The 21,520-nt window shown below is 64.1% G+C and carries 18 protein-coding genes, 1 tRNA gene and 1 pseudogene; 12 read left to right on the forward strand and 8 right to left on the reverse strand.

Annotation, left to right across the window (positions count from 1 at the left end):
* Positions 1–16: 16 nt before the first annotated feature.
* Together E8F12_RS21755 and E8F12_RS21760 are read left to right on the forward strand one after the other, a co-directional pair.
* The gene (locus E8F12_RS21755) at positions 17–454 is read left to right on the forward strand and encodes a prepilin-type N-terminal cleavage/methylation domain-containing protein (protein WP_280327256.1); all 438 of its coding nucleotides are present in this window, start codon (positions 17–19) and stop codon (positions 452–454) included.
* Between the two features lie 185 nt (positions 455–639).
* Positions 640–715: transfer RNA gene (locus E8F12_RS21760), tRNA-Thr, on the forward strand.
* A gap of 88 nt (positions 716–803) precedes the next feature.
* On the opposite strand, the gene E8F12_RS21765 is transcribed toward E8F12_RS21760, so the two are convergent.
* The 5 genes and pseudogenes from E8F12_RS21765 to E8F12_RS21785 form a co-directional block, all read right to left on the reverse strand.
* Positions 804–1,031: a hypothetical protein gene (locus E8F12_RS21765; RefSeq protein ID WP_280327257.1), complete on the reverse strand. Its 228-nt coding sequence runs from the start codon at positions 1,029–1,031 to the stop codon at positions 804–806.
* Between the two features lie 377 nt (positions 1,032–1,408).
* A pseudogene (locus E8F12_RS21770) lies at positions 1,409–1,569 on the reverse strand (nicotinate-nucleotide diphosphorylase (carboxylating)); the annotation flags it as partial.
* Positions 1,570–1,591: 22 nt separating this feature from the next.
* Positions 1,592–2,209, reverse strand: a complete 618-nt coding sequence (locus E8F12_RS21775; protein WP_280327258.1) for an SCO family protein — start codon at positions 2,207–2,209, stop codon at positions 1,592–1,594.
* A gap of 39 nt (positions 2,210–2,248) precedes the next feature.
* A complete protein-coding gene (locus E8F12_RS21780; protein WP_280327259.1) occupies positions 2,249–4,045 on the reverse strand; it encodes a multicopper oxidase domain-containing protein in 1,797 nt (598 codons plus the stop codon).
* A gap of 833 nt (positions 4,046–4,878) precedes the next feature.
* Entirely contained in the window at positions 4,879–5,805 is a 927-nt protein-coding gene (locus E8F12_RS21785) for a universal stress protein (protein WP_280327260.1), read from the reverse strand.
* Between the two features lie 185 nt (positions 5,806–5,990).
* On the opposite strand from E8F12_RS21785, the gene E8F12_RS21790 reads away from it, so the two are divergent.
* Entirely contained in the window at positions 5,991–6,236 is a 246-nt protein-coding gene (locus E8F12_RS21790) for a hypothetical protein (RefSeq protein ID WP_280327261.1), read from the forward strand.
* A gap of 439 nt (positions 6,237–6,675) precedes the next feature.
* Here the strand turns inward: E8F12_RS21790 and nadC are convergent, their stop codons facing one another.
* On the reverse strand, positions 6,676–7,524 hold the full coding sequence (nadC, locus tag E8F12_RS21795) for a carboxylating nicotinate-nucleotide diphosphorylase (RefSeq protein ID WP_280327262.1): 849 nt from the start codon (positions 7,522–7,524) through the stop codon (positions 6,676–6,678).
* A gap of 320 nt (positions 7,525–7,844) precedes the next feature.
* Here nadC and E8F12_RS21800 point away from each other — a divergent pair, with 320 nt between their 5' ends.
* The 4 genes from E8F12_RS21800 to E8F12_RS21815 all read left to right on the forward strand — a co-directional run bounded on the left by E8F12_RS21800 (position 7,845) and on the right by E8F12_RS21815 (position 14,063).
* Entirely contained in the window at positions 7,845–10,127 is a 2,283-nt protein-coding gene (locus E8F12_RS21800; protein ID WP_280327263.1) for a DUF1631 domain-containing protein, read from the forward strand.
* Between the two features lie 254 nt (positions 10,128–10,381).
* Positions 10,382–10,930, forward strand: a complete 549-nt coding sequence (ampD, locus tag E8F12_RS21805; RefSeq protein ID WP_280327264.1) for a 1,6-anhydro-N-acetylmuramyl-L-alanine amidase AmpD — start codon at positions 10,382–10,384, stop codon at positions 10,928–10,930.
* 15 nt (positions 10,931–10,945) lie between these two features.
* Complete coding sequence (gene ampE / locus E8F12_RS21810; protein WP_280327265.1) at positions 10,946–11,782, forward strand: regulatory signaling modulator protein AmpE; 837 nt, start codon at positions 10,946–10,948, stop codon at positions 11,780–11,782.
* 250 nt (positions 11,783–12,032) lie between these two features.
* Positions 12,033–14,063: a methyl-accepting chemotaxis protein gene (locus E8F12_RS21815; RefSeq protein ID WP_280327266.1), complete on the forward strand. Its 2,031-nt coding sequence runs from the start codon at positions 12,033–12,035 to the stop codon at positions 14,061–14,063.
* Between the two features lie 198 nt (positions 14,064–14,261).
* Here the strand turns inward: E8F12_RS21815 and E8F12_RS21820 are convergent, their stop codons facing one another.
* A complete protein-coding gene (locus E8F12_RS21820; protein ID WP_280327267.1) occupies positions 14,262–15,035 on the reverse strand; it encodes a TatD family hydrolase in 774 nt (257 codons plus the stop codon).
* Positions 15,036–15,263: 228 nt separating this feature from the next.
* On the opposite strand from E8F12_RS21820, the gene E8F12_RS21825 reads away from it, so the two are divergent.
* The 4 genes from E8F12_RS21825 (at position 15,264) to E8F12_RS21840 (ending at position 19,604) form a co-directional block, all read left to right on the forward strand.
* Positions 15,264–17,267, forward strand: coding sequence for an aminotransferase class I/II-fold pyridoxal phosphate-dependent enzyme (locus E8F12_RS21825; protein ID WP_280327268.1), 2,004 nt, complete (start codon positions 15,264–15,266; stop codon positions 17,265–17,267).
* A gap of 71 nt (positions 17,268–17,338) precedes the next feature.
* The gene (locus tag E8F12_RS21830; RefSeq protein ID WP_280327269.1) at positions 17,339–18,124 is read left to right on the forward strand and encodes a transporter substrate-binding domain-containing protein; all 786 of its coding nucleotides are present in this window, start codon (positions 17,339–17,341) and stop codon (positions 18,122–18,124) included.
* A 60-nt stretch (positions 18,125–18,184) separates the two neighbouring features.
* Positions 18,185–18,895 (forward strand): ABC transporter permease subunit, encoded by a 711-nt coding sequence (locus E8F12_RS21835; protein WP_280327270.1) that lies wholly within the window; start codon positions 18,185–18,187, stop codon positions 18,893–18,895.
* 13 nt (positions 18,896–18,908) lie between these two features.
* Positions 18,909–19,604, forward strand: a complete 696-nt coding sequence (locus E8F12_RS21840; protein WP_280327271.1) for an ABC transporter permease subunit — start codon at positions 18,909–18,911, stop codon at positions 19,602–19,604.
* 149 nt (positions 19,605–19,753) lie between these two features.
* Here E8F12_RS21840 and E8F12_RS21845 read toward each other — a convergent pair whose 3' ends face one another.
* Positions 19,754–20,377, reverse strand: a complete 624-nt coding sequence (locus tag E8F12_RS21845; protein WP_280327272.1) for a TetR family transcriptional regulator C-terminal domain-containing protein — start codon at positions 20,375–20,377, stop codon at positions 19,754–19,756.
* A gap of 98 nt (positions 20,378–20,475) precedes the next feature.
* Between E8F12_RS21845 and E8F12_RS21850 the strand changes: the two genes are divergently transcribed.
* Entirely contained in the window at positions 20,476–21,489 is a 1,014-nt protein-coding gene (locus E8F12_RS21850; RefSeq protein WP_280327273.1) for a succinylglutamate desuccinylase/aspartoacylase family protein, read from the forward strand.
* The last annotated feature ends 31 nt before the right edge of the window (positions 21,490–21,520 follow it).

The following is a 21,520-nucleotide window of genomic DNA, read 5'->3' on the forward strand; positions in this document are numbered from 1 at the left end:
TTTCGGGGTAGATCAGATGAAAGCTCAAAAAGGTTTTACGTTGATTGAATTGATGATCGTTGTGGCGATCATCGGCATTCTTGCTGCAATTGCGATTCCGCAATATAGCGATTACACCTCTCGCTCTAGGGCCGCTGGCGCCGCTGCAGAAATTAGTTCTGTGAAGACTGCAATTGGCTTGTGCTACGCAGATCTCGGAACGCTCACTGGTTGCAGTTCTGGTTCGAATGGTGTGCCGACCCTTACTACCTCGAAAAATATCACCACTGTTACCTCTGTTACCAACGGCATTATCACCGTGACTACGGGGGCGACTACTACCGCTGGTGTAGCCCTTACACTTGTTGATACTCCGTCAGTTGTCGCCGGTAACGCCAATATGACTTGGGCGAATAGTGGCACTAGCTGCGATGCCTCCCGTGGCTTCAAGTCGGGTCAGGGCGACTGCCCGTAAGTGCCCGCGGACAGGATGGGTTGAGCGTTGCGATACCTGTCGCTAACAAGTTGTCACGAAAGCCCTGCCTGTCGCGGCGGGGCTTTTGCTTTAAGCGGTCATGCATTGCCGTATCTTCAGAATATGGTTTTTTCTTCAAGGGGGCGCTTTTCAACTGTGCGCCCAGCGTTTATCTTGAGCGCCGCGCCGGTGTAGCTCAGTCGGTAGAGCAGCTCATTCGTAATGAGAAGGTCGGGGGTTCGATTCCTCTTACCGGCACCATGATCCAGACAAAAAGCCCCGCAGGTTCTGCGGGGCTTTTTGTTTTTCGTGCTCGGGGACGGCGTGGTGGCTTGGCCACTCGTCTCTCTCAGTCCTTTCTGCCAATTTTGTCGGCAACGCCATACAGGTCCATCGCCGAGCACTGCATCAGGTCCGAGATGGTCTTGATGGCGTGGTGCAGGCCGTTCAGGTCCCGGTCGCTCAAGTGGTGTTCGAGGCCATCGCAGCCCAGCAGATCGGCGATGGTGCCGAGGGCGTAGCTGGCGGTCAGGATGCGGTCGCCTTGGCGGTCGGCAATGCAGGCGAAGGTGCTCATAGCCCACCCCCGACAATTCTCTGATCCAGGGCGATAGTGGCTGGCCAGATGTGTGAATTGCTTGCTGGTGTGCGGGTGTACATGGTCAAAGCTCCTTTTGCTTGGGAGCTGCCACGAATCGTCGCCAAACGATTAGGGTGGCAGCTGTGCGCAGGTTGGCGAACCGGGGCAAAAGGAACCCGGCAGACCTTTCGGTCTCCCGCGCACAGCCGCCATGACTCGATGCCGGCACGGTGAGTACCTGCATTGCGTGGTGGGCATCTATGCACCTTTTGCGAATCGGGTCGCCAAACCCGGTCCTGAAATTTGCCAGGACGGCCGCACCATAGCCTTGCTCGGGGCGCATGGCAACGCCCCGAGGCTCGGCAACGCGAGAATCAGAGACTGAGGCGCATGGACAGGTCGATGGCCTGACGTCCTTGGTCAGGACGCCGACGGAGATGTAGTCGACGCCCGTTGCGCCGATGGTGCGCAGGCGGACGTCGGCGCCGCCGGAGGCTTCCAGCGTGGCGCCCCCGGCGGTCGAGGGCGCGGGTCTTCCTTGCGGTTTCTCCTTCCCTTTAGGCCGTATGCACGGCGCGGCTGTCCACGTGATTGATCGTCGACAGGATCTGTTCCGGTTCCGCCAGCGCCGGGGCCATGGTCCAGCGCTGGTAGACGTCATTGCCGATGCGGACCATGCCCGAGTGGTTCGCCAGGTTGGCGTCGACCTCCGGGTTCACATCGTAGAAGCCGAGGCTGAAGCGCAACTGCTCGATGTCCTCCGGCGCGCCGGTCAGGAACAGCCAGCCGGGCCCGACGTGGTGCCTGTCGACGAATGCCTTCAGCTGCTGCGGCGTATCCAGCTCGGGCTGCAGGGTGATCGAGTACATGAACACGTCGCGGCCTGCGCGTTCGCCGAGCATCTTCTGTACGCGCAACAGGTTCGCCGTTGCGATCGGACAGCGCCCGGCGCAGGACACGTACATCATGTTGATCGCGACCACCTTGCCGCGGATGAGGTCATCGTAGAACCGGACCGCCCGGCCCTCGTGGGTGAAGAGCTGCGTGTTCGGGAAATAACCGTCGCCGGCAGGGATGCTGCGAGAACGCGCCGGTCCGGCGGTAAGGCCGGGGATGGCGATCAATCCGAGCGCGGCGACGCCCATGCCGGTTACCAGATTTCTGCGCGTGTTCATGTGCAACCCTCCGCCCTATAGGTCTAGTTGCCGCGCCAGTCAGACGATGTCCCACCTCAGCATCATCGAGTGGTCCTCGTGGATCAGGTTGTGGCAGTGCATGACGTACTTCCCTTTGAAGTCACGGAAGCGCAGGAACACTCGCAAGGTGGTGAATGCTTCGATCACGTAGACGTCTTTGCGGCCTCTCTGTTGCGCGGGCACTGGCACGCTCACGCCGTTGACGATCTTGCCGATGATCTGCCCCTCTTCGAAGTGGATGTGAATCGGGTGGGTCCAGCCGTCTTCGGCATTCACCAGCTCCCAGATCTCGGCGCGGCCTTGGGGGATCAACGCTCGCGGAACTTGGACGTTGACGAGCTGGCCATTGATCGTCCACATGCCGCTGTTGCGCGCGAAAAGCCAGCGACGCACCGGTGCGGCAGCGATTTCCGCTGCGGTGATCGGTGGCAGCGGACGCAGAACGGCAGGCACCTGACTCAGGTCCTGCTCAGGTGGGGAGCGATCGACGATGATCTTGAGCACGCGGGTGCCCGGATCCTTGATGTCCTTGCCTTCACGGGTGTCTTCCTGGCGCATCTTGTTGACCAGGTACAGCACGGTGCCTATCGGGTATTTGGAGAAGTCGACGACTATGTCCATGCGTTCGGCAACGCCCATCTGGAAACTGGTCTGGTTCAGCAGCGGCGCCGGCAGCAGGTTGCCGTCGTTGGCGATGAAGGTGAACCTCTGCATCACGCCGCCGGCGGTCACCAGATAGATGGCGTAGAAGCGGCTCGGCCCGGTATTGAGGAACCGCAGGCGATATTTCCGCGCCGCTACCTTCAGTACCGGCTCGATGAGGCCATTCACCACGACCTTGTCGCCCAGCACTCCCTCGGGGTTGACCTGGTCGTAGAACAGAATGCCGTTCGCGTCGAAGCGCCGGTCCGAAAAGTCCAGCTGGTAGTCGTACGGAAAGCTTGGCAGCCTCAGCGCAGCCGGGCTCGGATCGCGCTCGTTGCCCGAGTCGATGTCGTCGAATAAGAGGTAGAAACCGAATAGCCCGCGCACCAGGTTCGGGGCAGTGAAGTCCAGGGTGTGGTCATGGTAGAACAGCGTGCCCAGGCCCTCGCGCGGATCACCGATGTGATTCTGCAGCTGGTCGTAGCCCGCATAGATGTTGGGATAGAAGTGGTCCTTGAAGGCCCCGGGTGACGCCAGGGTGGGCCCTGCTTTGTTCGCACTGTAGTAATCACCTGGGAAACCATCGCTTTCCGACCCGGTGTGCGCGTTGTGCAGGTGGGTGGAAATCTCCGGCGTACCAAAACCGACGTGATTTTGTGGCAGTTGGTTGCGGAAGCGCACGATGACCGGCTTGCCATAACGGGCATAGATGACCGGGCCGGGGGTAACCGCGCCGGGTGTGTTGCCTTCGTAACCCCAGATGCGTTGTGGCGGATAGGCCGGATGGAACACCCAGTCGGGACGCTCCTTGGCCTTCAGCTCATATAGCAGTGGCGCACCGAGTACACCGGTGAGTTCGGCGTAGCGCTGGTGGGGCGCGCGTCCGGCTTCGCCACCCGCGGTATTCGCGGCAACCGTGGGGCTCGGGGTCAGTGCCGGGACTGCCTGGAGCGGTGTGATCGCATTGGGCAGCGTGACCAGCCACGGCGTGGTTGGCGGGCTGGGGGGAAACACCGGCGTGGCGCCACGGCTCTCGCTCGATCTCAGCAATACCGGCGCCAGCATGGCGGCGGCGCCGAGCTTGAGGAACGTGCGTCGATCGTCGACAGCATCGGCGTCTTCGGCAGGCGGTAAGCGACCTTTCCTGTGTCCCAAGTCTGTGGTTTTCATTGCGGTCCCTCCCTCAAGTAAGCGGATTGCTTTTAGCCGACTGCAACGCCGTACTTGGCTGCGCGGTGAAGCGCCAGCTTTGTGATCGAACCAGGAAATTGGCTGCCAGCTATTGCGCCTATAGCCGAACGCCCCTGAGTCGCTTTCGCTTGTCAGCGCTCAGTCGCATGGGGGGCTGAGCGTGGACGACAGTGGATAGCGGGACGGAAGGGAGCGGCAGGGAGAAGCCACGCAGAGGGAGCGCGATAGCATCGCTTGGATGCACTGCCATACGCGCGAGTGGTGCTGTGCTCATAGTCCGCTCCCTCGTTGTTCAGGCCCTGGTGGCACTCTTGCTTCGTGCCTTCCAGTGCATCGAACCCATCTCGGGAACTGGGATGTTTTACAAAAAGTGTCAAAAATCAGTCTAGGTTAATAATCGTTCCCGCGAGGCTTGTAACAAGCTGTTTCGGCAGGATTTTTATAGACCGATATAACGCATTGGCATTGGCTGTTAGGCCGGTGGGGTATGGCGGGTATCGTGAGTCGACGCTTGTCTCATACGCGAGGCTTTCGCTGGAACCAGGGAAACCCTTCCCTAACCGATCTGCATATTGAAGGCGAAGCTTCCTGATCCGTGCCTCCTGAACGCCTCATTTGGATAGGGGACTTGATTCCATGCCTGCCAATCGAACACGTTTGGGATATCGAATCGCCCGCGACCAAGGAGAGGCTTTGACTCGACGCTTGGTCGTGGGCTGTATCCGCGACTTGCTGCAAATGAAGGACTGCCCGCCGTCGGGCGATGACACTCCCCAGCAGCGGCACGACCAACGAGCCGCAGGCAAGTGAACCTACAGTCGGTGGTTATGGTGGTTGTAGGGCCAGGACGTTAGCGTGACCTGCTCCTGGGCACCTTGCGCCGGGGCTGCCAGTTCCTCCAGGTGGGTAATGATGTCGTCGGGTTTGAGCACCAGGACATCGCTCTCCAGTGCGTCCAGAACCATCTCGGCGGTGTTGCCGATCAAGGCGCCAGTCAACCCGGTGCGGGCCACGTTGCCGATTACCGTGAGCGCGGCATTGAGTTTGTGGGCCATTTGCGGAATGAGGATATCGGCCGCCCCCTCCTCGATATGCAGGCGGTCGTCGTCAATGCCGAACTCCTTTTGCAGTGTCCTGCATTGCTCGCGGTAGAAATCCTGGATGCTCTCCTTGCGCTGGAATACAGGGTCCCGCGCCGAGAGCATGGGGTAGGGGTGGGCACTCATCATGTGCAGCGCGCTGCCGGCCAGTTTGGCGATGTCGTGCCCGTGGCTGACGATGCCGGCATGCAGGACGCGGTGTTCGATATCACTGTTGCCCACGTCGACGGCGGCGAGAATGGCGCCGCTGCTCCATGGTGCAGCGGTTTTCACGATCAGAACCGGGCTTGGGCAATAGCGCAGCAGTTTCCAGTCCTCGGGGGTGAGAATCGACTTCATGATGGGGTTATCGGGCCGGTGTTGCTTGATTACCAGTCCACAGCCCTGCGCCTGCTGCACCGCGATGATGGTCTGGTGTGCGCTGTGGTGCCAGGCCTGCTCGGCGCTGACACTGAACCCCTCCTTTTCCAGCATCCCTCCCAGGTCCTCGAGGTGAGGCGAATGGTTGGGGTGCTTGTCGCAAACCAGCAGGTGCAGGTGCGACTGGGTGGCGTTGGCGATCATTCTGGCCCGGTTCAGGACCAGGGTTTCAGGTTGCTGCGGATCCACTACCACCAAGGTGTTACGGATGGTATGCATGGCTGTCTTCCCGAGCGGGAGTTCGGTTTTCAGGTGGACGGAGGCACAGTTCTTCTCAGGTGTGTCCCTGTGAGCGCAACGGGGGCAGCGGTTGCCCGCCCTTGCCGCTCTGTCCGTCGGTCGGAAGCCTATCCACCGATACCTTGCACGCGACAGCCGAAATCAGGATTCGTCGAGTCACTCCGATGTCAATTGCCTGCATCGATCCGGCGTTGATGATCACGGAACTTCTTCTGGTCATTCATGCAACTGCGGAAGCAGCTTCCACAGCGCAAGCGCTGTTGTTCCACTACATCTACATCGAGGAACCGGTGCCATGCCCTGCACATCCGGCCTGGCACCGACGAAGCGACTACTCCCTCGAATTGCGTCCGCGCGAATATCTGGCGGCTCGGCGGGCACGCCAAGACGCCTCGATCATCAATGGGTGATGGGGACTTCGCGGGAAGCAATTAAGGACGAGTGAGTAGGCCCTGCTCGCTCAGCGCGAAGTATGGTGGCTGATCGGAATCACAGCGAGGCAACTGGTCGCCTGGGTTAGGTGATTTCGGTTGAAGCAAGGGCAGGTTTATTTCGATCTTTCATGAGTTATGAGCGGGCGGCACCTGGTGCGCATGGCACACCCTACCGATGTTGTGGGGGCATTCGCCAAGGGCGACGAAGTTGCTCCGGGAGGGGTCGTGGGGCAGACCTGCGGTCTGCTTGGCGATTGAAATCGTCCCTACAAGGGGGCGGCTCTCAGCCGCTATGTATCCCCCGACGGGCCTCGGCGCTGTATCCAGGTCGCTTGAGGCGCAGCAGGCGGGGCCGGTTACTCAGTTCAATTGATGAGCCCCGCATGTGCGGGGCACTTCGTTGGCTGCGGATCGCTCAGAGACTGAGGCGCATGGACAGGTCGATGGCCTTGACGTCTTTGGTCAGGGTGCCGATGGAGATGTAGTCGACGCCGGTTTCGGCGATGGTGCGCAGGGTGGTTTCGTTGACGCCGCCGGAGGCTTCGAGTTTGGCGCGGCCATTGGTACGAGTGACGGCGGTGCGCATGTCGTCGAGGCTGAGTTCGTCGAGCATGATGATGTCGGCGCCGGCGTCCAGGGCCTGCTGCAGTTCTTCCAGGTTTTCCACTTCCACTTCGACGGGCTTGCCGGGGGCGATGCGGTGGGCGGCTTCGATGGCCTGGGCGATACCGCCGGAGGCCGCGATATGGTTTTCCTTGATCAGGAAGGCATCGTACAGGCCGATTCGGTGGTTGTGGCCGCCGCCGCAGGTCACCGCGTACTTCTGCGCCAGGCGCAGGCCGGGCAGGGTCTTGCGGGTGTCGAGCAGTTTCACCTGGGTGCCTTTGACCAGCTCGACATAGTGGCCGACGCGGGTGGCGACGCCGGACAGGCACTGGAGGAAGTTCAGCGCGCTGCGCTCGCCGCTGAGCAGGGCGCGGGCCGGGCCTTCGAGGTGGAAGAGTGCCTGGTTCGGCTCGGCGCGCTGGCCGTCCTGCACCTGCCACTCCACCTTTACCCGTGGGTCGATCTGACGGAATACCTCGTCCACCCAGGCGGTGCCGCTGATAATGGCCGCTTCGCGGGTGATCACGGTGGCGCGGGCCTGGCGGTCCTCGGGGATGAGTTGGGCAGTGATGTCGCCGCTGCCGATGTCTTCCCTGAGGGTGGCGCGTACATTGGCCTCGATTTCGGCGTTTAGGTCGGCGAGGAGGAGGTTGGGCATGGTGGGCTCCGCAGGCAGAATGGCGGCGATTATAAAGGCTGCCGACGACCGGCGCAGTGTCGATGACCGCCGGCTGGCGCTTTCTGCTAGACCTCAGAAGTGCGTCTCGCATGTCGTGCACTTGTCGGCCGGTTCCCTGCATCTGTGACTTGATTCATGTCTGTAGGAAAACTTCGCTTGGTTGTCACGGCATCATCCATATAATGACATCGGAATTTTCTATTTTTGACGCCAGATAGTTGACGTTATGGATGACTTCCCATGATCGACGTGTGGCCCAATGTACCCTTCGGAAGGGCGAGGCCTGCGGGAGGCTCGTGATGCAGAACGACGCGAAGGTGGTGCCGCTCAACAAGGGAGCCGCCCAGCAATCGCCAACCTCACCGGTAGGAAGGCTGCCCGTGGCCTTGATCCAGGTGCGCGACAAAATGGCAGTGCAGCTGAAGCAGACGCTTCAGGTGCTGTTCGACAATGCCGACGACACCCTCTTCGAGATGGCGGATCGCGCCACTAGCAATGCCGAGCAGAATGCTTTCTTCGAGGCGATGCGCGATTTGCGGCTCAAGCGCAAGAGCATCGAGCGGACCTTCCTGCAGTACGTCGTCGAGTCATTCTCTTCCCTTAATCAGTACGAGATAGGCAAGGCGCCGCAATTGGACGCGGTGTCCTTCGACAGCCTGTCCCTGGTGCAGAACGACGAACTCGAGGAAACCGTGGCCCTGGATGCCATGGTCGCCAAGGTGATGAGCCGCGACGCGGTTCCCCTGAGCCACCTCACCATCCGCCTCAACACCCTCATCAGCAAGAAGATCGAAGACAAGACCAACCCCCTGGGCCCGCGCATGCTCTGCGAGGCCTTCCTCGACGCCTGCCGCAGCCTGGGCGTGGAGATCAAGGTCAAGCTGATCATCCTCAAATTGTTCGAGAAATACGTCCTCACGGAGCTGGATCAGTTCTACGCCGAGGCCAACCAGTCGTTGATCGTCGCCGGGGTGCTGCCCGATCTGCGCTCGGCGGCGCCGCGCCGCCAGCAGGAACGCGCCAGCGGCGCGGAGCGCTCCGCTCAGCCCGGCTCGGGTGCTGCTGCTGGCGGCAGCCAGACGGCCGAGGAGGGCATGCAGGAAGTCTTCGGTGTGCTTCAGGAGCTGCTTTCCCAGGTTCGCGGCACCGCGCTGCCGCGCCGCGAGCATCCTGCCGATGCCGTGCCGGTCAGCAGCATCGACCTGCTACGCCTGCTCTCGCACCTGCAACAGCACCTGCCGCAGCAGCACAACGACGACTACGACCTGCGCATCGGCCTCGACCAGTTGCTGACCCGCGCCAGCGCCCGCAGCGGCCGGGTGCGGGTGGTGGGCCAGGTGGACGATGACGTCATCAACCTGGTGTCCATGCTTTTCGAGTTCATCCTCGACGACCGCACCCTGCCGGATTCGCTCAAGGCCCTGATCGGCCGCATGCAGATTCCCATGCTGAAGGTCGCGCTGCTGGACAAGACCTTCTTCAGCCGCGGCAGCCACCCGGCGCGCCGCCTGCTGAACGAGATCGCCTCCGCCGCCCTGGGCTGGGTGGAGCAGGACGACGCCCAGCGCGACAGCCTCTACCACCGCATCGAGCAGGTGGTGCAGCGCCTGCTGAACGATTTCGTCGATGACCCGGCGATCTTCTCCGAGTTGCTGGCGGAATTTCTTGCCTACACCGGCGACGAGCGGCGCCGCAGCGAATTGCTGGAACAGCGCACCCGCGACGCCGAGGAAGGCCGCGCCAAGGCCGAACTGGCGCGTAAACAGGTCGAGGAAGCGCTCAATCAGCGCCTGCTCGGCCGCACCCTGCCAGAAGTGGTGGTGCGCCTGCTGCAGGAGGCCTGGAGCAAGGTTCTGCTGCTCAGCTGCCTGAAGCACGGCGTGGAGTCGGCCGAATGGCAGGCCGCCCTGCAGACCATGGACGACCTGGTCTGGAGCGTGGAGTCCCACGAGGCTCCCGAAGCCCGCGCCCGGTTGCTTGAGCTGGTGCCGGGGCTGCTCAAGTCCCTGCGCGAAGGGCTGGCCAGCGCCGCGTTCGATCCCTTCTCCACCAGCGAATTCTTCAGTCAGCTGGAGACTCTGCACGTCCAGGCCTTCCAGCGGTTCCGCAAACCGGAGCCGGTGGAAGCGCTCGCCGACGACAATCTGGAATCGGCGCCCCCGCTGCTCGACCTGCCGGATGAAGCCGCAACCGAAGTGGACGAGTCCGCCCCGGCCATGGTGGCCGTGCTGGAGGAAATAGTCCTGGCTGTGCCGGGTGAGTCCCAGGTCCAGGAACCCGAGGTCAGCCTGGCCGATGATGACGAGGCCCTCGGCTTCGTCGACAGCCTGCGGGTCGGCAGCTGGGTCGAGTTCCAGGAAGACGAGGAACACAAGCTGCGCTGCAAGCTGGCGGCGCTGATCAGGCCCACCGGCAAGTACATCTTCGTCAACCGCACCGGCATGAAGGTGCTGGAGAAGACCCGCATGGGCCTGGCCGTGGAATTCCGCCGCAAGGCGATCCGCCTGCTGGATGATGCCCTGCTGTTCGACCGTGCCCTGGAGTCGGTCATCGGTAACCTGCGGCGGCTGAAGGGGGCTTGAGTCGGGCTACTGCCTGATGCTGGATGCTGTTGCCATCCCTTGTGGGGGCGAATTCATTCGCCAAGGGCGGCGCAGCTGCCGCCTCTCGAAGTTGAAAGGCAAACCTGCGGTTCGCTCAGCGATTGAAATCGCCCCCACAGGAATTTGGCAGCGAGTTCCGCCCGGTGCGCATGGCTTCCCTGACGTTCCGCACGTCGCCACTCGCTAAAATGGCTCCACTGCGCCTAAAGTGGGCGGCAGACCAAGGAGCCGACATGCAGCTGGACCCCGCATCCGGTTGGTGCCAGGGCATCAGCCACTGCCCTTCGCCCAACTTCAACTGTCGCCCGCAGGGGGAAATTTCCCTGCTGGTGATTCACAACATCAGTTTGCCGCCCGGGCAGTTCGGCACGGGGAAGGTGCAGGAGTTCTTTCAGAATCGCCTGAATCCCGACGAGCATCCCTACTTCGACGGTATCCGCGATCTCAAGGTGTCCGCGCATTTCCTGATCGAGCGCGACGGCGCCGTCACCCAGTTCGTTTCCTGCAGCGAGAGGGCCTGGCACGCCGGTGTCTCGCTGTTCGATGGGCGGGAGAACTGCAATGACTTCTCCTTGGGGATAGAACTTGAAGGCACCGATGACCAAGCTTTCACGGAACCCCAGTATGCTGCGCTGATCGCATTGGTGGAGCAGCTGCGGCTTGCCTACCCGGCCATAACGCCGGCGCGCATCTGCGGTCATAGCGATATCGCCCCGGGACGCAAGACCGATCCGGGGCCTGCATTCGATTGGGCGCGCCTGCGGGCCGCCCTCGCGCCATAGGAAGAGGAGGGACCCATGTATTTTCTGGTGCTGTTGCTGGTGCTCTGGATCGAGAAATTTTCAGCCTGGCGCCGGCATATCCAGCAGGACGGATTCTGGCTGCGCGAACTGGCCAAGGCCGAGGCCAACCCACAGCTGGCTGGCCGTCCGTGGATGATTCTGGTGCGGCTGGTGCTGCTGCCCCTGGTGGTGCTGGCGCTGCTCCTGCTGCTGGTCGAGCCGGTGGCCTATGGCTGGCTGGCGCTGCCGGTGCATCTGCTGGTGATCATCTACAGCCTCGGTCGCGGCGATGTGCTGGCCGACCTCGGCCCGTTCCGCGATGCCTGGCGGCGCGGCGATACCCAGGGCGCCTACCACGTCGCCGAGCGCGACCTCGGCCTGGAGGCGGATGAGGGTGCCGACCTGCTGCAACAGGTGCAGGGCTACCAGCTTTGGCAGGCCTACGAGGGCTTCTTCGCGGTGATCTTCTGGTACGCGCTGCTCGGCCCGGTGGCGGCCCTGGCCTACCGCCTGCTCGCCCTGGCCTCGGAAAATGCCGGCATCCCGGCGCTGCGTGAGCAGGCCGGGATGATTCGCCATGCCTTCGACTGGCTACCGGTCCGGGTGCTGGCCGCCAGCTTCTCCCTGGTGGGCAACTTCGTCGGCGTCAGCCGCGTGCTGTTGCACGAGCTGCTGAGCTGGGAAATCCCGGCTCGCCGCTATATCGAGCTGGCCGGCCGCGCAGCCGCCGAGCTGCCGGAACCAGTCAGCGGCGACGCCGGCGTGGCGACCCTGGACGCCCTCTGGCAGTTGCTGGTCCGCGCTGCTGTGCTCTGGTACGCCGGTTTCGCCGTCTGGGCCCTGCTGTTCTGATTCCTGTCCCTCGTCCGCCCGGCACTACCGCCGGGCGGCACCGGCCATGCTTAACCTTTAGTTACAGAATCTCCTGCCGATATCGGGTACACAGATGATCGCGCCCGAAATATCTGACTTGGATCGCAGGGATATCTGACAGAACCAAGTGGCCGCCGAGCAGTGTGGGGATACTGCAACGCACTGGCCAACCCGCCTGCCAAGGTGGGCAGAGCGCGTCCATAACAATAATGAGAACAGGAGACGTCTCGTGAAGACTCTGTTGTATCCTGCCATCGCGCTGATGAACCGCCTCAGTTTCGGCATGAAGTTCAGTCTGATCAGCGTTCTATTTTTCCTGCCGATGCTGATCACCAACTTCTACCTGGTGCGCGACTCCTATCGGCAGTACGTCAGCACCCGCTCCGAATTGCAGAGTCTTGACCTCCTGGGCGCCAGCCTCGGCTTGCGTCGTGGCCTGGAAAGCCTCAACGACCTGGTGCTGATCAACGCGATGATTGGCCAGTCAGGCCAGTCCGGCGACCTGGAAAAACGCATCGCCACGCTGGAGCAGGACCTGCTCGCCACCTTGCAGGGCCTGGCGCCGGTCGCGTCCGAGGCGGAGCAGGTCGAAGCCTTCAATGCCAAGCGCGATGAGCTGCTCTCGGCACTGCAGGCGGCCAAGGGCGAAACCTCGCTGCAGAGCAAGAGCGCGATGATCGAGAAGCTGCTGGGCAGTGCCCAGGTCTTCATCAAGTTCGTCGCCGCCCAGGCCGGCCTCAGCCAGGACGACCAGGCCGACGTCCGCCAGATCACCGAGCTCGTCACCACTGCCACGCCCCAGGTCACCATGGCCCTGGGCAAGGGGCGCGCCATCGGCGCCTACTCCCTGGCGCAGGGCTTCCTCAATTCCGCGGCCAGCACCAAGCTGGACGACCTGCTGCTGGACCTGGACAAGCTCAACGCCGAATACGGCCTGAAGATCGCCGACGCCCTGGACGGCAGCCCGCGCGCCCACCAGGCACTGGACGCCCTGACCGCGGCCAGCCGCGCGACCATCAAGCAGAGCGCCACGCTGTTCGAGGACCAGGTCATCATGGCCGACACCCTCGACGCGCCCTGGCAGCCGTTCTACGACCAGGTCAGCACCGCCCTCGACAAGACCTACCAGCTCAACGACGGCTCCCTGGCCTTCCTCAAGGTCGAACTGGAAGGCCGCCTGGCCGACAAGCGCGTGCAGACCGCGTTGCTGGTGGTGGCGCTGCTGGTGGTGTTCGTCGCCATCCTCTACCTCTACGCGGGTTTCTACGTGTCCACCCGCACCACCCTTAAGAGCCTGGGCAAGGTGATGGACCAGGTTGCCGCCGGCGACATGACCGTCAGCTTCCGCGCCGAAAGCCGCGACGAGCTGGGCGAGCTGGGCCAGACCTTCAACGGCACTGTGGTGAAGATCCACGACCTGATCGAGCTGGTCGGCCACACGGTGACCGAGGTGGAGCGCCAGGCCGGGCGGGTCGAGCAGGTCTCCGGCGAAAGCAATCAGGCGGTGGCCGGGCAGCGCAGCCAGATCGAGCAGGTGGCCACGGCCATGAACGAGATGTCCGCCACCGCCCAGGAAGTGGCGCGCAGTGCGGCAGCCGCAGTGGATAGCGCGCAGAGCGTGAACCAGGAAACCGTCAGCGGCCGGGCTCTGGTGGAGTCCCAGCTGGGCAGCATCGAGCGGCTGGCCGGCGAGATCGACCAGTCGGTGGCGGTGATCAATCAGCTGGCCGCGGACAGCGCTTCCATCAGCCGCGTGCTGGAGGTGATCAAGGGCATCGCCGAGCAGACCAACCTGCTCGCGCTCAATGCCGCCATCGAGGCGGCCCGTGCCGGCGAGCAGGGGCGTGGCTTTGCCGTGGTCGCGGACGAGGTGCGCACCCTGGCCAAACGCACCCAGCAGTCCACCGAGGAAATCGAGCAGATGATCGCCAGGCTGCAGGGTGGTGTCGGCGCCGCGGTGAAGGCGATGAGCACCAGCCACCAGATGGCCGACGGCACTGTCAGCCAGTCGGGCAAGGTGCAGGCGGCGCTGGAGAACATCCTCAGCGCGGTGGGCATGATCGTCGACCAGAACCAGCAGATTGCCGCCGCAGCCGAGCAGCAGACCGCCGTGGCCCAGGATATCGATCAGAACATCGTCGAGATCAACCACGCCGGCGAACGCACCGCCGAAGGCGCGAGCCAGACCGAGCGGGCCAGCCGCGAGCTGTCCGGGCAGGTGGCGCAGCTCAAGCAGTTGATCGGCGCGTTCCGCGTCTGATCCTGTCTTGCCAAGAAGAAGCCCGCCATCCGGCGGGCTTTTTTGTGGGAGCTTTCTGGGAGCTGCCTTTCTTTTCTTTGTGGGGGCGAATTCATTCGCTGAGGGCAGCGCAGCTGCCCCCGGGCTCCCGGGCAGACCTGCGGTCTGCTTAGCGAATGAATTCGCCCCCACAAGGAAGAAACCGCCTCATCGCCAGGATTACCAGCCAAACACCTCACAGGCATTGCGTGTGCTGGCTTCGGCCAGCTCCTTCGGTGTGACGCCCCTGATTTCCGCGAGGGCTGCGCAGATATCCGGCAGGAATTCCGGGCTGTTGCGCCCATAGGGATGCATGGCCGGCGCCATGTCCGGCGAGTCGGTTTCCAACACCAGGGATTCCAGCGGCAGTTGCGCCACCACCTTGCGCAGGCGATTGGCCTGGGGCCAGGTCGGCGCACCGCCAAGGCCAAGACGGAAGCCCAGTTTGCGGTATTCCTTGGCGTCCTCGACGCTGCCGGCGAAGGCGTGGACGATGCCGGCGCGCTTGAGGCGGAAGCGCTTCAGGGTGGCGATCACCGCCGCATGGCTGCGCCGGACGTGCAGCAGCGCCGGCAGTTCGAACTCCGCCGCCAGGGCCAACTGCGCCTCGAACAGGCGTTGCTGGCCGTCGCGGTCCAGTTCGGGGATGAAGTAGTCCAGGCCGATCTCGCCCACCGCACAGAGCTTGGGGTGGCCAGCATGGCGCTGCAACATTTCGCGCAACGCGTCCAGGTGCTCGGCGCGATGCTGCGCCAGGTAGACCGGGTGCAGGCCGAAGGCGGTGTAGAAACCGTCTTCGGCGTTGGCCAGGTCCCAGACCCGCTGCCAGTTGCCCTGGAACACGCCGAGCAGCACCTGGCGGTGTACGCCCAGGGCGCGGCAGCGCGCCAGCACCTCGCTGCGGTCGGCATCGAATTCCGGGAAGTCCAGGTGGTTGTGGGTATCGATCAGCATGCTCGCCAGCATATACCGGCAGTGGCCAAGGAGCATGCCTCTTGCCGGGGCGTCCGGGCTGTTTTTCAAGGTGCATCCGCTCTGCCTCGGGGCATAGCGCGGGCCTGTGGAAACAGGGCGAAAAACGCTATTGAACACTCGTTCATGCTGGGCTATGGTTGGCCCACTTGCCGCTTGGCCAATGCAGCCAGGCGGCCCGGATTCCACCATTTTCAATGGGGCTCGGACATGCGTTTCGCTTCGCTTGTGAAGAAGATGGCAGGGCCAGGCACAGCCGCCTGGGATATTCACTACGCGGCGATCGCCGCCCAGCGGGCGGGTGAAGACGTCATCGTCCTCAGCATCGGCGATCCGGATATAGCCACCCCCGAGCCCATCACCAGCGCCGCCATCGAGGCGTTGCAGGCCGGCGACACCCATTACTGCGACGTGGCCGGTCGCCCCGAACTGCGCCAGGCCATCGCCGACCTGCATGGCCGGTTGACCGGGCAGGCGGTGTCGGCAGACAGCACCATACTGGTGGCCGGCGCGCAGAATGGCCTCTATGCCGCCGCCATGTGCCTGCTGGAGGCGGGCGACGAAGTCATCGTCTTCGACCCGGTCTACGTCACCTACGAAGCCACCCTCAAGGCCTCTGGCGCCTCCCTGGTGCGAGTGCCTTGCCCCGCCGAAGGCGGCTTCCGACCCGACCTGGCGGCCCTGCGCGCGGCCATCACCGAACGCACCCGCGCCATCTTCTTCGCCAACCCGAACAACCCCACGGGTGTGGTGCTCGATGCCGAGGAGCTGCAGGCCATTGCCGAGCTGGCGCGGCAGCACGACCTCTGGGTGGTGGTGGACGAAGTCTACGAAAGTCTCGCCTTCGAACAGCCCCACCTCTACTTCGCGACCCTGCCGGGCATGCGCGACCGCACCGCGAGCATCGGCAGCCTGTCCAAGTCCCACGCCATGACCGGCTGGCGCACCGGCTGGGTGGTCGCTAGCCCGGAACTGGTGGCGCATATCGAGAACCTGGCGCTGAACATGCTCTACGGCCTGCCCGGTTTCGTGCAGGAGGCCGCGCTGGCCGCGGTGCTCGCCTACGACCAGGTGACCCATGACATGCGTGAGCTCTACCGGCGACGCCGTGACCTGGTGGTGGAGGCGTTGGAAGGCTGCGCCCCGCTCAAGGTGCTGAAGCCGCAAGCCGGCATGTTCGTGCTGCTGGATGTGCGTGGCAGCGGTCTTTGCTCGCTGGACTTCGCCTGGCAGCTGTTCCGCGCCACCGGTGTCGCGGTGCTCGATGCCGAAGCCTTCGGCCCGGCCGCCGCGGGGTTCGTGCGCCTGTCCTACACCTTGGGCGAGGAGCAGTTGACGGAGGCCTGCGCGCGCATCCGCCGCTTCGCTTCCAGCCTGAAGCCCGGCCCGGCCATCGAGGTGATCGCGACCCGCAAGGCCGATCCCGCTCCCGCCCCGGCTGAACGGCCGAAGATGGTGGAAGTGGATTCCATCCACAAGCGCTTCGGCCAGTTCGAAGTGCTGAAGGGCGTTTCGCTGACGGCCCACGAGGGGGGCGTCGTGTCCCTGATCGGCGCCAGCGGCTCCGGCAAGAGCACCCTGTTGCGCTGCATCAACATGCTGGAGATACCCAACCAGGGCACGGTCAAGGTCGACGGCGAGAGCATCCGGCTCACCACCAACCGCGTCGGCGAGCCGGTGGTGGCCGACCAGAAACAGCTGACCCGCATCCGCTCGCGCCTTGGCATGGTGTTCCAGAGTTTCAACCTCTGGCCCCATCGCACCGTGCTGGAAAACCTCATCGAAGCGCCGATCCAGGTGCTGCGCGAGAGCCGCGCCGAAGCCCTGGAACGGGCCGAGGCGCTGCTGGAGCGTGTCGGCCTGGCGGCCAAGCGCCACGAGTATCCGTCCTTCCTTTCCGGCGGCCAGCAGCAGCGGGTGGCCATCGCCCGCGCGCTGGCGGTGGAACCCAAGGTGATGCTGTTCGACGAACCGACCTCGGCGCTGGACCCGGAACTGGTGGGCGAAGTGCTGCGGGTGATCCGCTCGCTGGCCGAAGAGGGCCGCACCATGATCCTGGTGACCCACGAAATGGCCTTCGCCCGCGACGTCTCCAGCCACGTCGCTTTCCTTCACCAGGGCCGGATCGAAGAAGAAGGTCCAGCGCAGGAAGTCTTCCTGCGCCCGCGCAGCGAACGCTGCCGGCAGTTCGTCACCGCGCACCAGAATCGCTGACCCCGGCCGCCAGCGGCGGCCAGCGCGACAAGCTCTAACCACAACAACATCAAGCAGGGCAGGGGAACACCATGAAGAAGTCTCGACTGGCAAGTTGGATGGCAGGCGCGGTAATGCTCGTGGCCGGCGCGGCGGGCGCCCAGGCCGAAACCCTGAAGTTCGCGATGGCGGCCGAACCCTATCCGCCATTCTCCAGCAAGCAGCCGGACGGCCAGTGGGCCGGCTTCGAGCCCGACCTGATCCGCGCCCTCTGCGCGCAGATGCAGGCCCAGTGCGAAATAGACGAAGTGGCCTGGGACGGACTGATCCCCGCGCTGATGGCGAAGAAGGTGGACGTGATCTTCAACTCCATGTCCGTCACCGAGGAGCGTGAGAAGCAGATCGCCTTCAGCCGCGCCTACTACGACACGCCGGTGGCCGTGGCCGCGCCCCATGCGCTGGACTTCGCAATCAGCCCCGAGGGGCTGAAGGGCAAGGTAATCGGTGTGCAACTCTCCACCGTCAGCTCCAACTACCTGAAGAAGTACTACGAGGACATCGCCGACGTGCGCTACTACGACACCCAGGACTCGGTGAACGCCGATCTGGTGGCCGGGCGCATCGACCTGATGATGGCCGACGGCATCGCCGTCAGCGCCTTCGTCAAATCCCCCGACGCCCAGGCCGCCGGCATCGAGAACAAGGGCGAGGTGCCCTACGACCCGGTGTTCGGTCGCGGCGTCGGGGCCGGCCTGCGCAAGGACGACACGGCCCTCAAGGCCAAGCTCGACGAAGCCATCGCCAAGCTGCTGGCCAGCGAGGACTACACGACCATTTCCGCCAAGTACTTCGACGTCAGCGTCGCGCCGAAGCAGTGACCTCCGGAGCCATCCTGGCAGCCCCGGGATGGCGCATTTCCGCCTCGATGAGGGCCTGCAATGCAGTCTTACTTTGAACTGGTCGGCTTCGGCGCCCAGGGTTGGGGCCCGGCGCTGCTCAAGGGGTTGTGGGTAACCCTGCAGATTTCCGTCGGCGCCTTCCTGGTCGGCATGCTGATCGGCCTCGCGGTCGCCATGGGCAAGCTCAGCGGGCCGCGCCCCGTGGCGCAACTGATGCGCGGCTACACCACCCTGTGCCGCGCCGTGCCTGAGCTGCTGCTGATCCTGCTGCTCTACTACGTCGGCTCCATGGGCCTGAACCAGCTGTTCGCCTGGCTGGGTTACGGTGACCTCAAACTTAACGGCACAGTGGTGGCGATCGCCGTGCTTGGTCTGGTGCAGGGCGCCTATGCCTCGGAAATCTTCCGTGGCGCCATCCAGGCCATTCCCTCTGGCCAGATCGAAGCGGCGCGAGCCTTCGGCATGGGCGGCTTCAGCCTGTTCCGCCGGGTGACCTTGCCGATCATGGCGCCCAATGCCCTGGCCGGCATGGCCAACCTCTGGGTCAACCTGATCAAGGACAGCGCCCTGATCAGCGTGGTCGGCACCAACGAGCTGCTGTTCACCGCCAAGCAGGCGGCCGGCTCCACTCGCCACTACCTGACCTTCTACCTCACCGCGGCGGCCTTCTATTACGTGCTGACCGTGCTCTCCAACCTGTTTTCCGGCTGGCTCGAGCGGCGTTTCCGCCGCTGGACGCCGTCGGTGTGAGCGAGGGCTGACGATGACCGCTGCCTGGATAATCGACTACGGCAAACTGCTGCTCGGTGGCCTCGGCACCACCCTGCTGATGCTCGCCATCTCCGCCCTTCTGGGCTTTGTCCTGGCCCTGCTGGTGGCACTGGCGCGGATGTCGCGCAACCCGCTGCTGGCGGGCACTAGCCTGGCCTACACCAGCGTTATCCGCGGCACGCCGCTGCTGGTGCAGATCTACATCTTCTACTACGGCCTGGGCAGCCTCTTCGCCCACTTCCCGCTGATCCGCGGCAGCTTTCTCTGGCCTTACCTGCGCGATGGCTTCTGGTACATCGTCTTTGCCCTGGTGCTCTCGGTGGGCGCCTATGTCGGCGAGGTGATTCGCGGCGGCATGAGGTCGGTGCCCAAGGGCGAGCTGGAAGCTGCGGCGGCCTTCGGCATGCGTCACCGCCTGGTGCTGATCCGGGTCTGGCTGCCGAGGGCGATCCGCCTGCTGCTGCCGACGCTCGCCGGGGAAACGGTGATGCTGCTGAAATCCACCGCGCTGGCTTCGACCGTAGCCGTTGTCGACCTGCTGGGCGCCGCTAACGTGGTGCGCGCCCAGACCTTCCAGATCTACCAGCCGCTGTTGCTGGTGGCCGGCATCTACATCTGCCTGACCTTCATGATCGAGACGGGATTTGGCCTGGCGGAGCGACGAAGCATGTTTCGTCGGGCGAACTGACAGGGGGCTGACACATTACCTGTGGGGGCGAATTCATTCGCTAAGCAGACCGCAGGTCTGCCTGTGAGGTTAATTGGGGCAGCTTCGCCGCCCTTAGCGAATGAATTCGCCCCCACAACGTGTTTCGGTTCAACCTCGGCCGCAAGAAATCAGGCATAGGCCCCGCGCCGCAGGCTGTCGACCCAGCGGCGGCTGATGTCCAGGCCTTCCTCGGCACTGAAGTTGGCGGGGTTGAGGCACCATTCCAGCCACAGGCCGTCGAGCAATGCCGACAGGCCGATTGCCGCCAGGCGCGGCTTGGCAATGGCGAAGCCTTCCTCCCGGGCGAGTTCCGAGAGCAATTGTTCCAGCAATACCAGGGAGCCGCCGTAGGTGCGCTCGTGGGCTTGGTTCACTTGCGGGGAGTGGCGGATCAAACTCCAGAACACCACCCACGGGCTGAGCAGGTCGGGGTCCAGGGTTACCGGCGAGAAGTAACCAGTGAGGAAGGCGTCCACGCGTGCGGCAGGCGCCGGCCCGGCGGCGTCGATTTGTGCCAGCAGGGCCTGGTTGACCTCGCTGGCCAGGGTTTCATAGGCCTGGGCCACCAGCGCATCGATGCTGCCGAAATAGTGGTTGATCAGCCCGACAGCGACATTGGCCTCCTTGGCGATGCGGCGCACCGAGATGCCCGCATGGCCCTCGGCGACCAGGCAGCGCAGGGCCGCGCGCACCAGGTGTTCGCGGCGTTCGTCGGGGTTGGTCCGGGGCTGTCTTTCGCGGGGCGTATCCAAGGGCGACTTCCTTCGCTCGATCGGCCGGGATAGTACCGCCTGGCCAGGCGACAAACCAACCGTCCGGGCTCGCCCGGCGGCCATCAGGAGGGTAGGACATGATCGAAGACGTATCCCTGAGCGTGCCGGGTGATTCCGGCGCATTGCTGCGGGTGCCGGCCTGGCGCCTGGACAGCGGCAAGCCGGGACCCAGGGCCCACCTGCAGGCCGGCGTCCATGCCGACGAGATCGCCGGCATGCTGGTGCTGCACAAGCTGCTGCCGCGCCTGCAGGCTGCCGCCGAGAGCGGCCTTCTGCGGGGCTGCGTGACCCTGGTGCCCCAGGCCAATCCGCTGGGTATCGGCCAGTTTCGCCATGGACGCATCCTTGGCCGGGTGCATGAACCCAGTAGCCGCAACTTCAACCGGGGCTTCCCCGCATCCCTGGCCCAGGCTCGCCCGCTGGGTAACCTGGCCGTCTGGCAGAAGGCCTTGGCAAGCCTCGCGGCGGATGCCGACATCGTCCTCGACCTGCATACCGACGACGAGGCGCTGCAATACGTCTACCTGCACCAGTGCTTCTGGCCCGTCGGCCAGGACCTGGCGGCGGCCCTGGGGGCCGAGGTGGCGATCATCTGGGAGGGCGACAGCGATGGTGCCTTCGAGGAAGTGGTGATCGCTCCCTGGCTGGCGGAGGGACGCTTCGAGGGGCGCCTGGTCGCCACCGTCGAATTGCGCGGCCAGGGCGACGTCAGCGATGCCCTGGCGCAGCAGGATGCCGACGGCCTCTACGCCTTCCTCTGTGCCCGTGGCCTGATCGCGCAAGCGGCGGAGCTGCCGGAATGGCAGGGCAGGGCGGTGCCCATCGGGCATATGGAAACGGTCTTCGCGCCAGCGGCAGGGGTGCTGGTGTTCGAGCGGGAGCTGGGTGATGTCGTCCAGGCCGGCGAGCGCTTCGCGCGAGTCATCGCCATCCCCGGCGACCCGGCCAGCGAGCAGGTGCTGGTGGCGCCTCAGGCGGGGCGGATGGTCACCCGCTACCGCGACCGGCTGGTGCCGGAGGGAGCGATAGTCGCCAAGTTCACCGGCTCGGCGCCGTCCAGTACCTGGACCTCCGGTGCGCTCGATCCGTGATCCAGCGCGCCAGGGCTTGATCGTAGGGTGC

Source organism: Pseudomonas sp. BN102 (assembly GCF_029871245.1).
Lineage (GTDB): Bacteria > Pseudomonadota > Gammaproteobacteria > Pseudomonadales > Pseudomonadaceae > Metapseudomonas.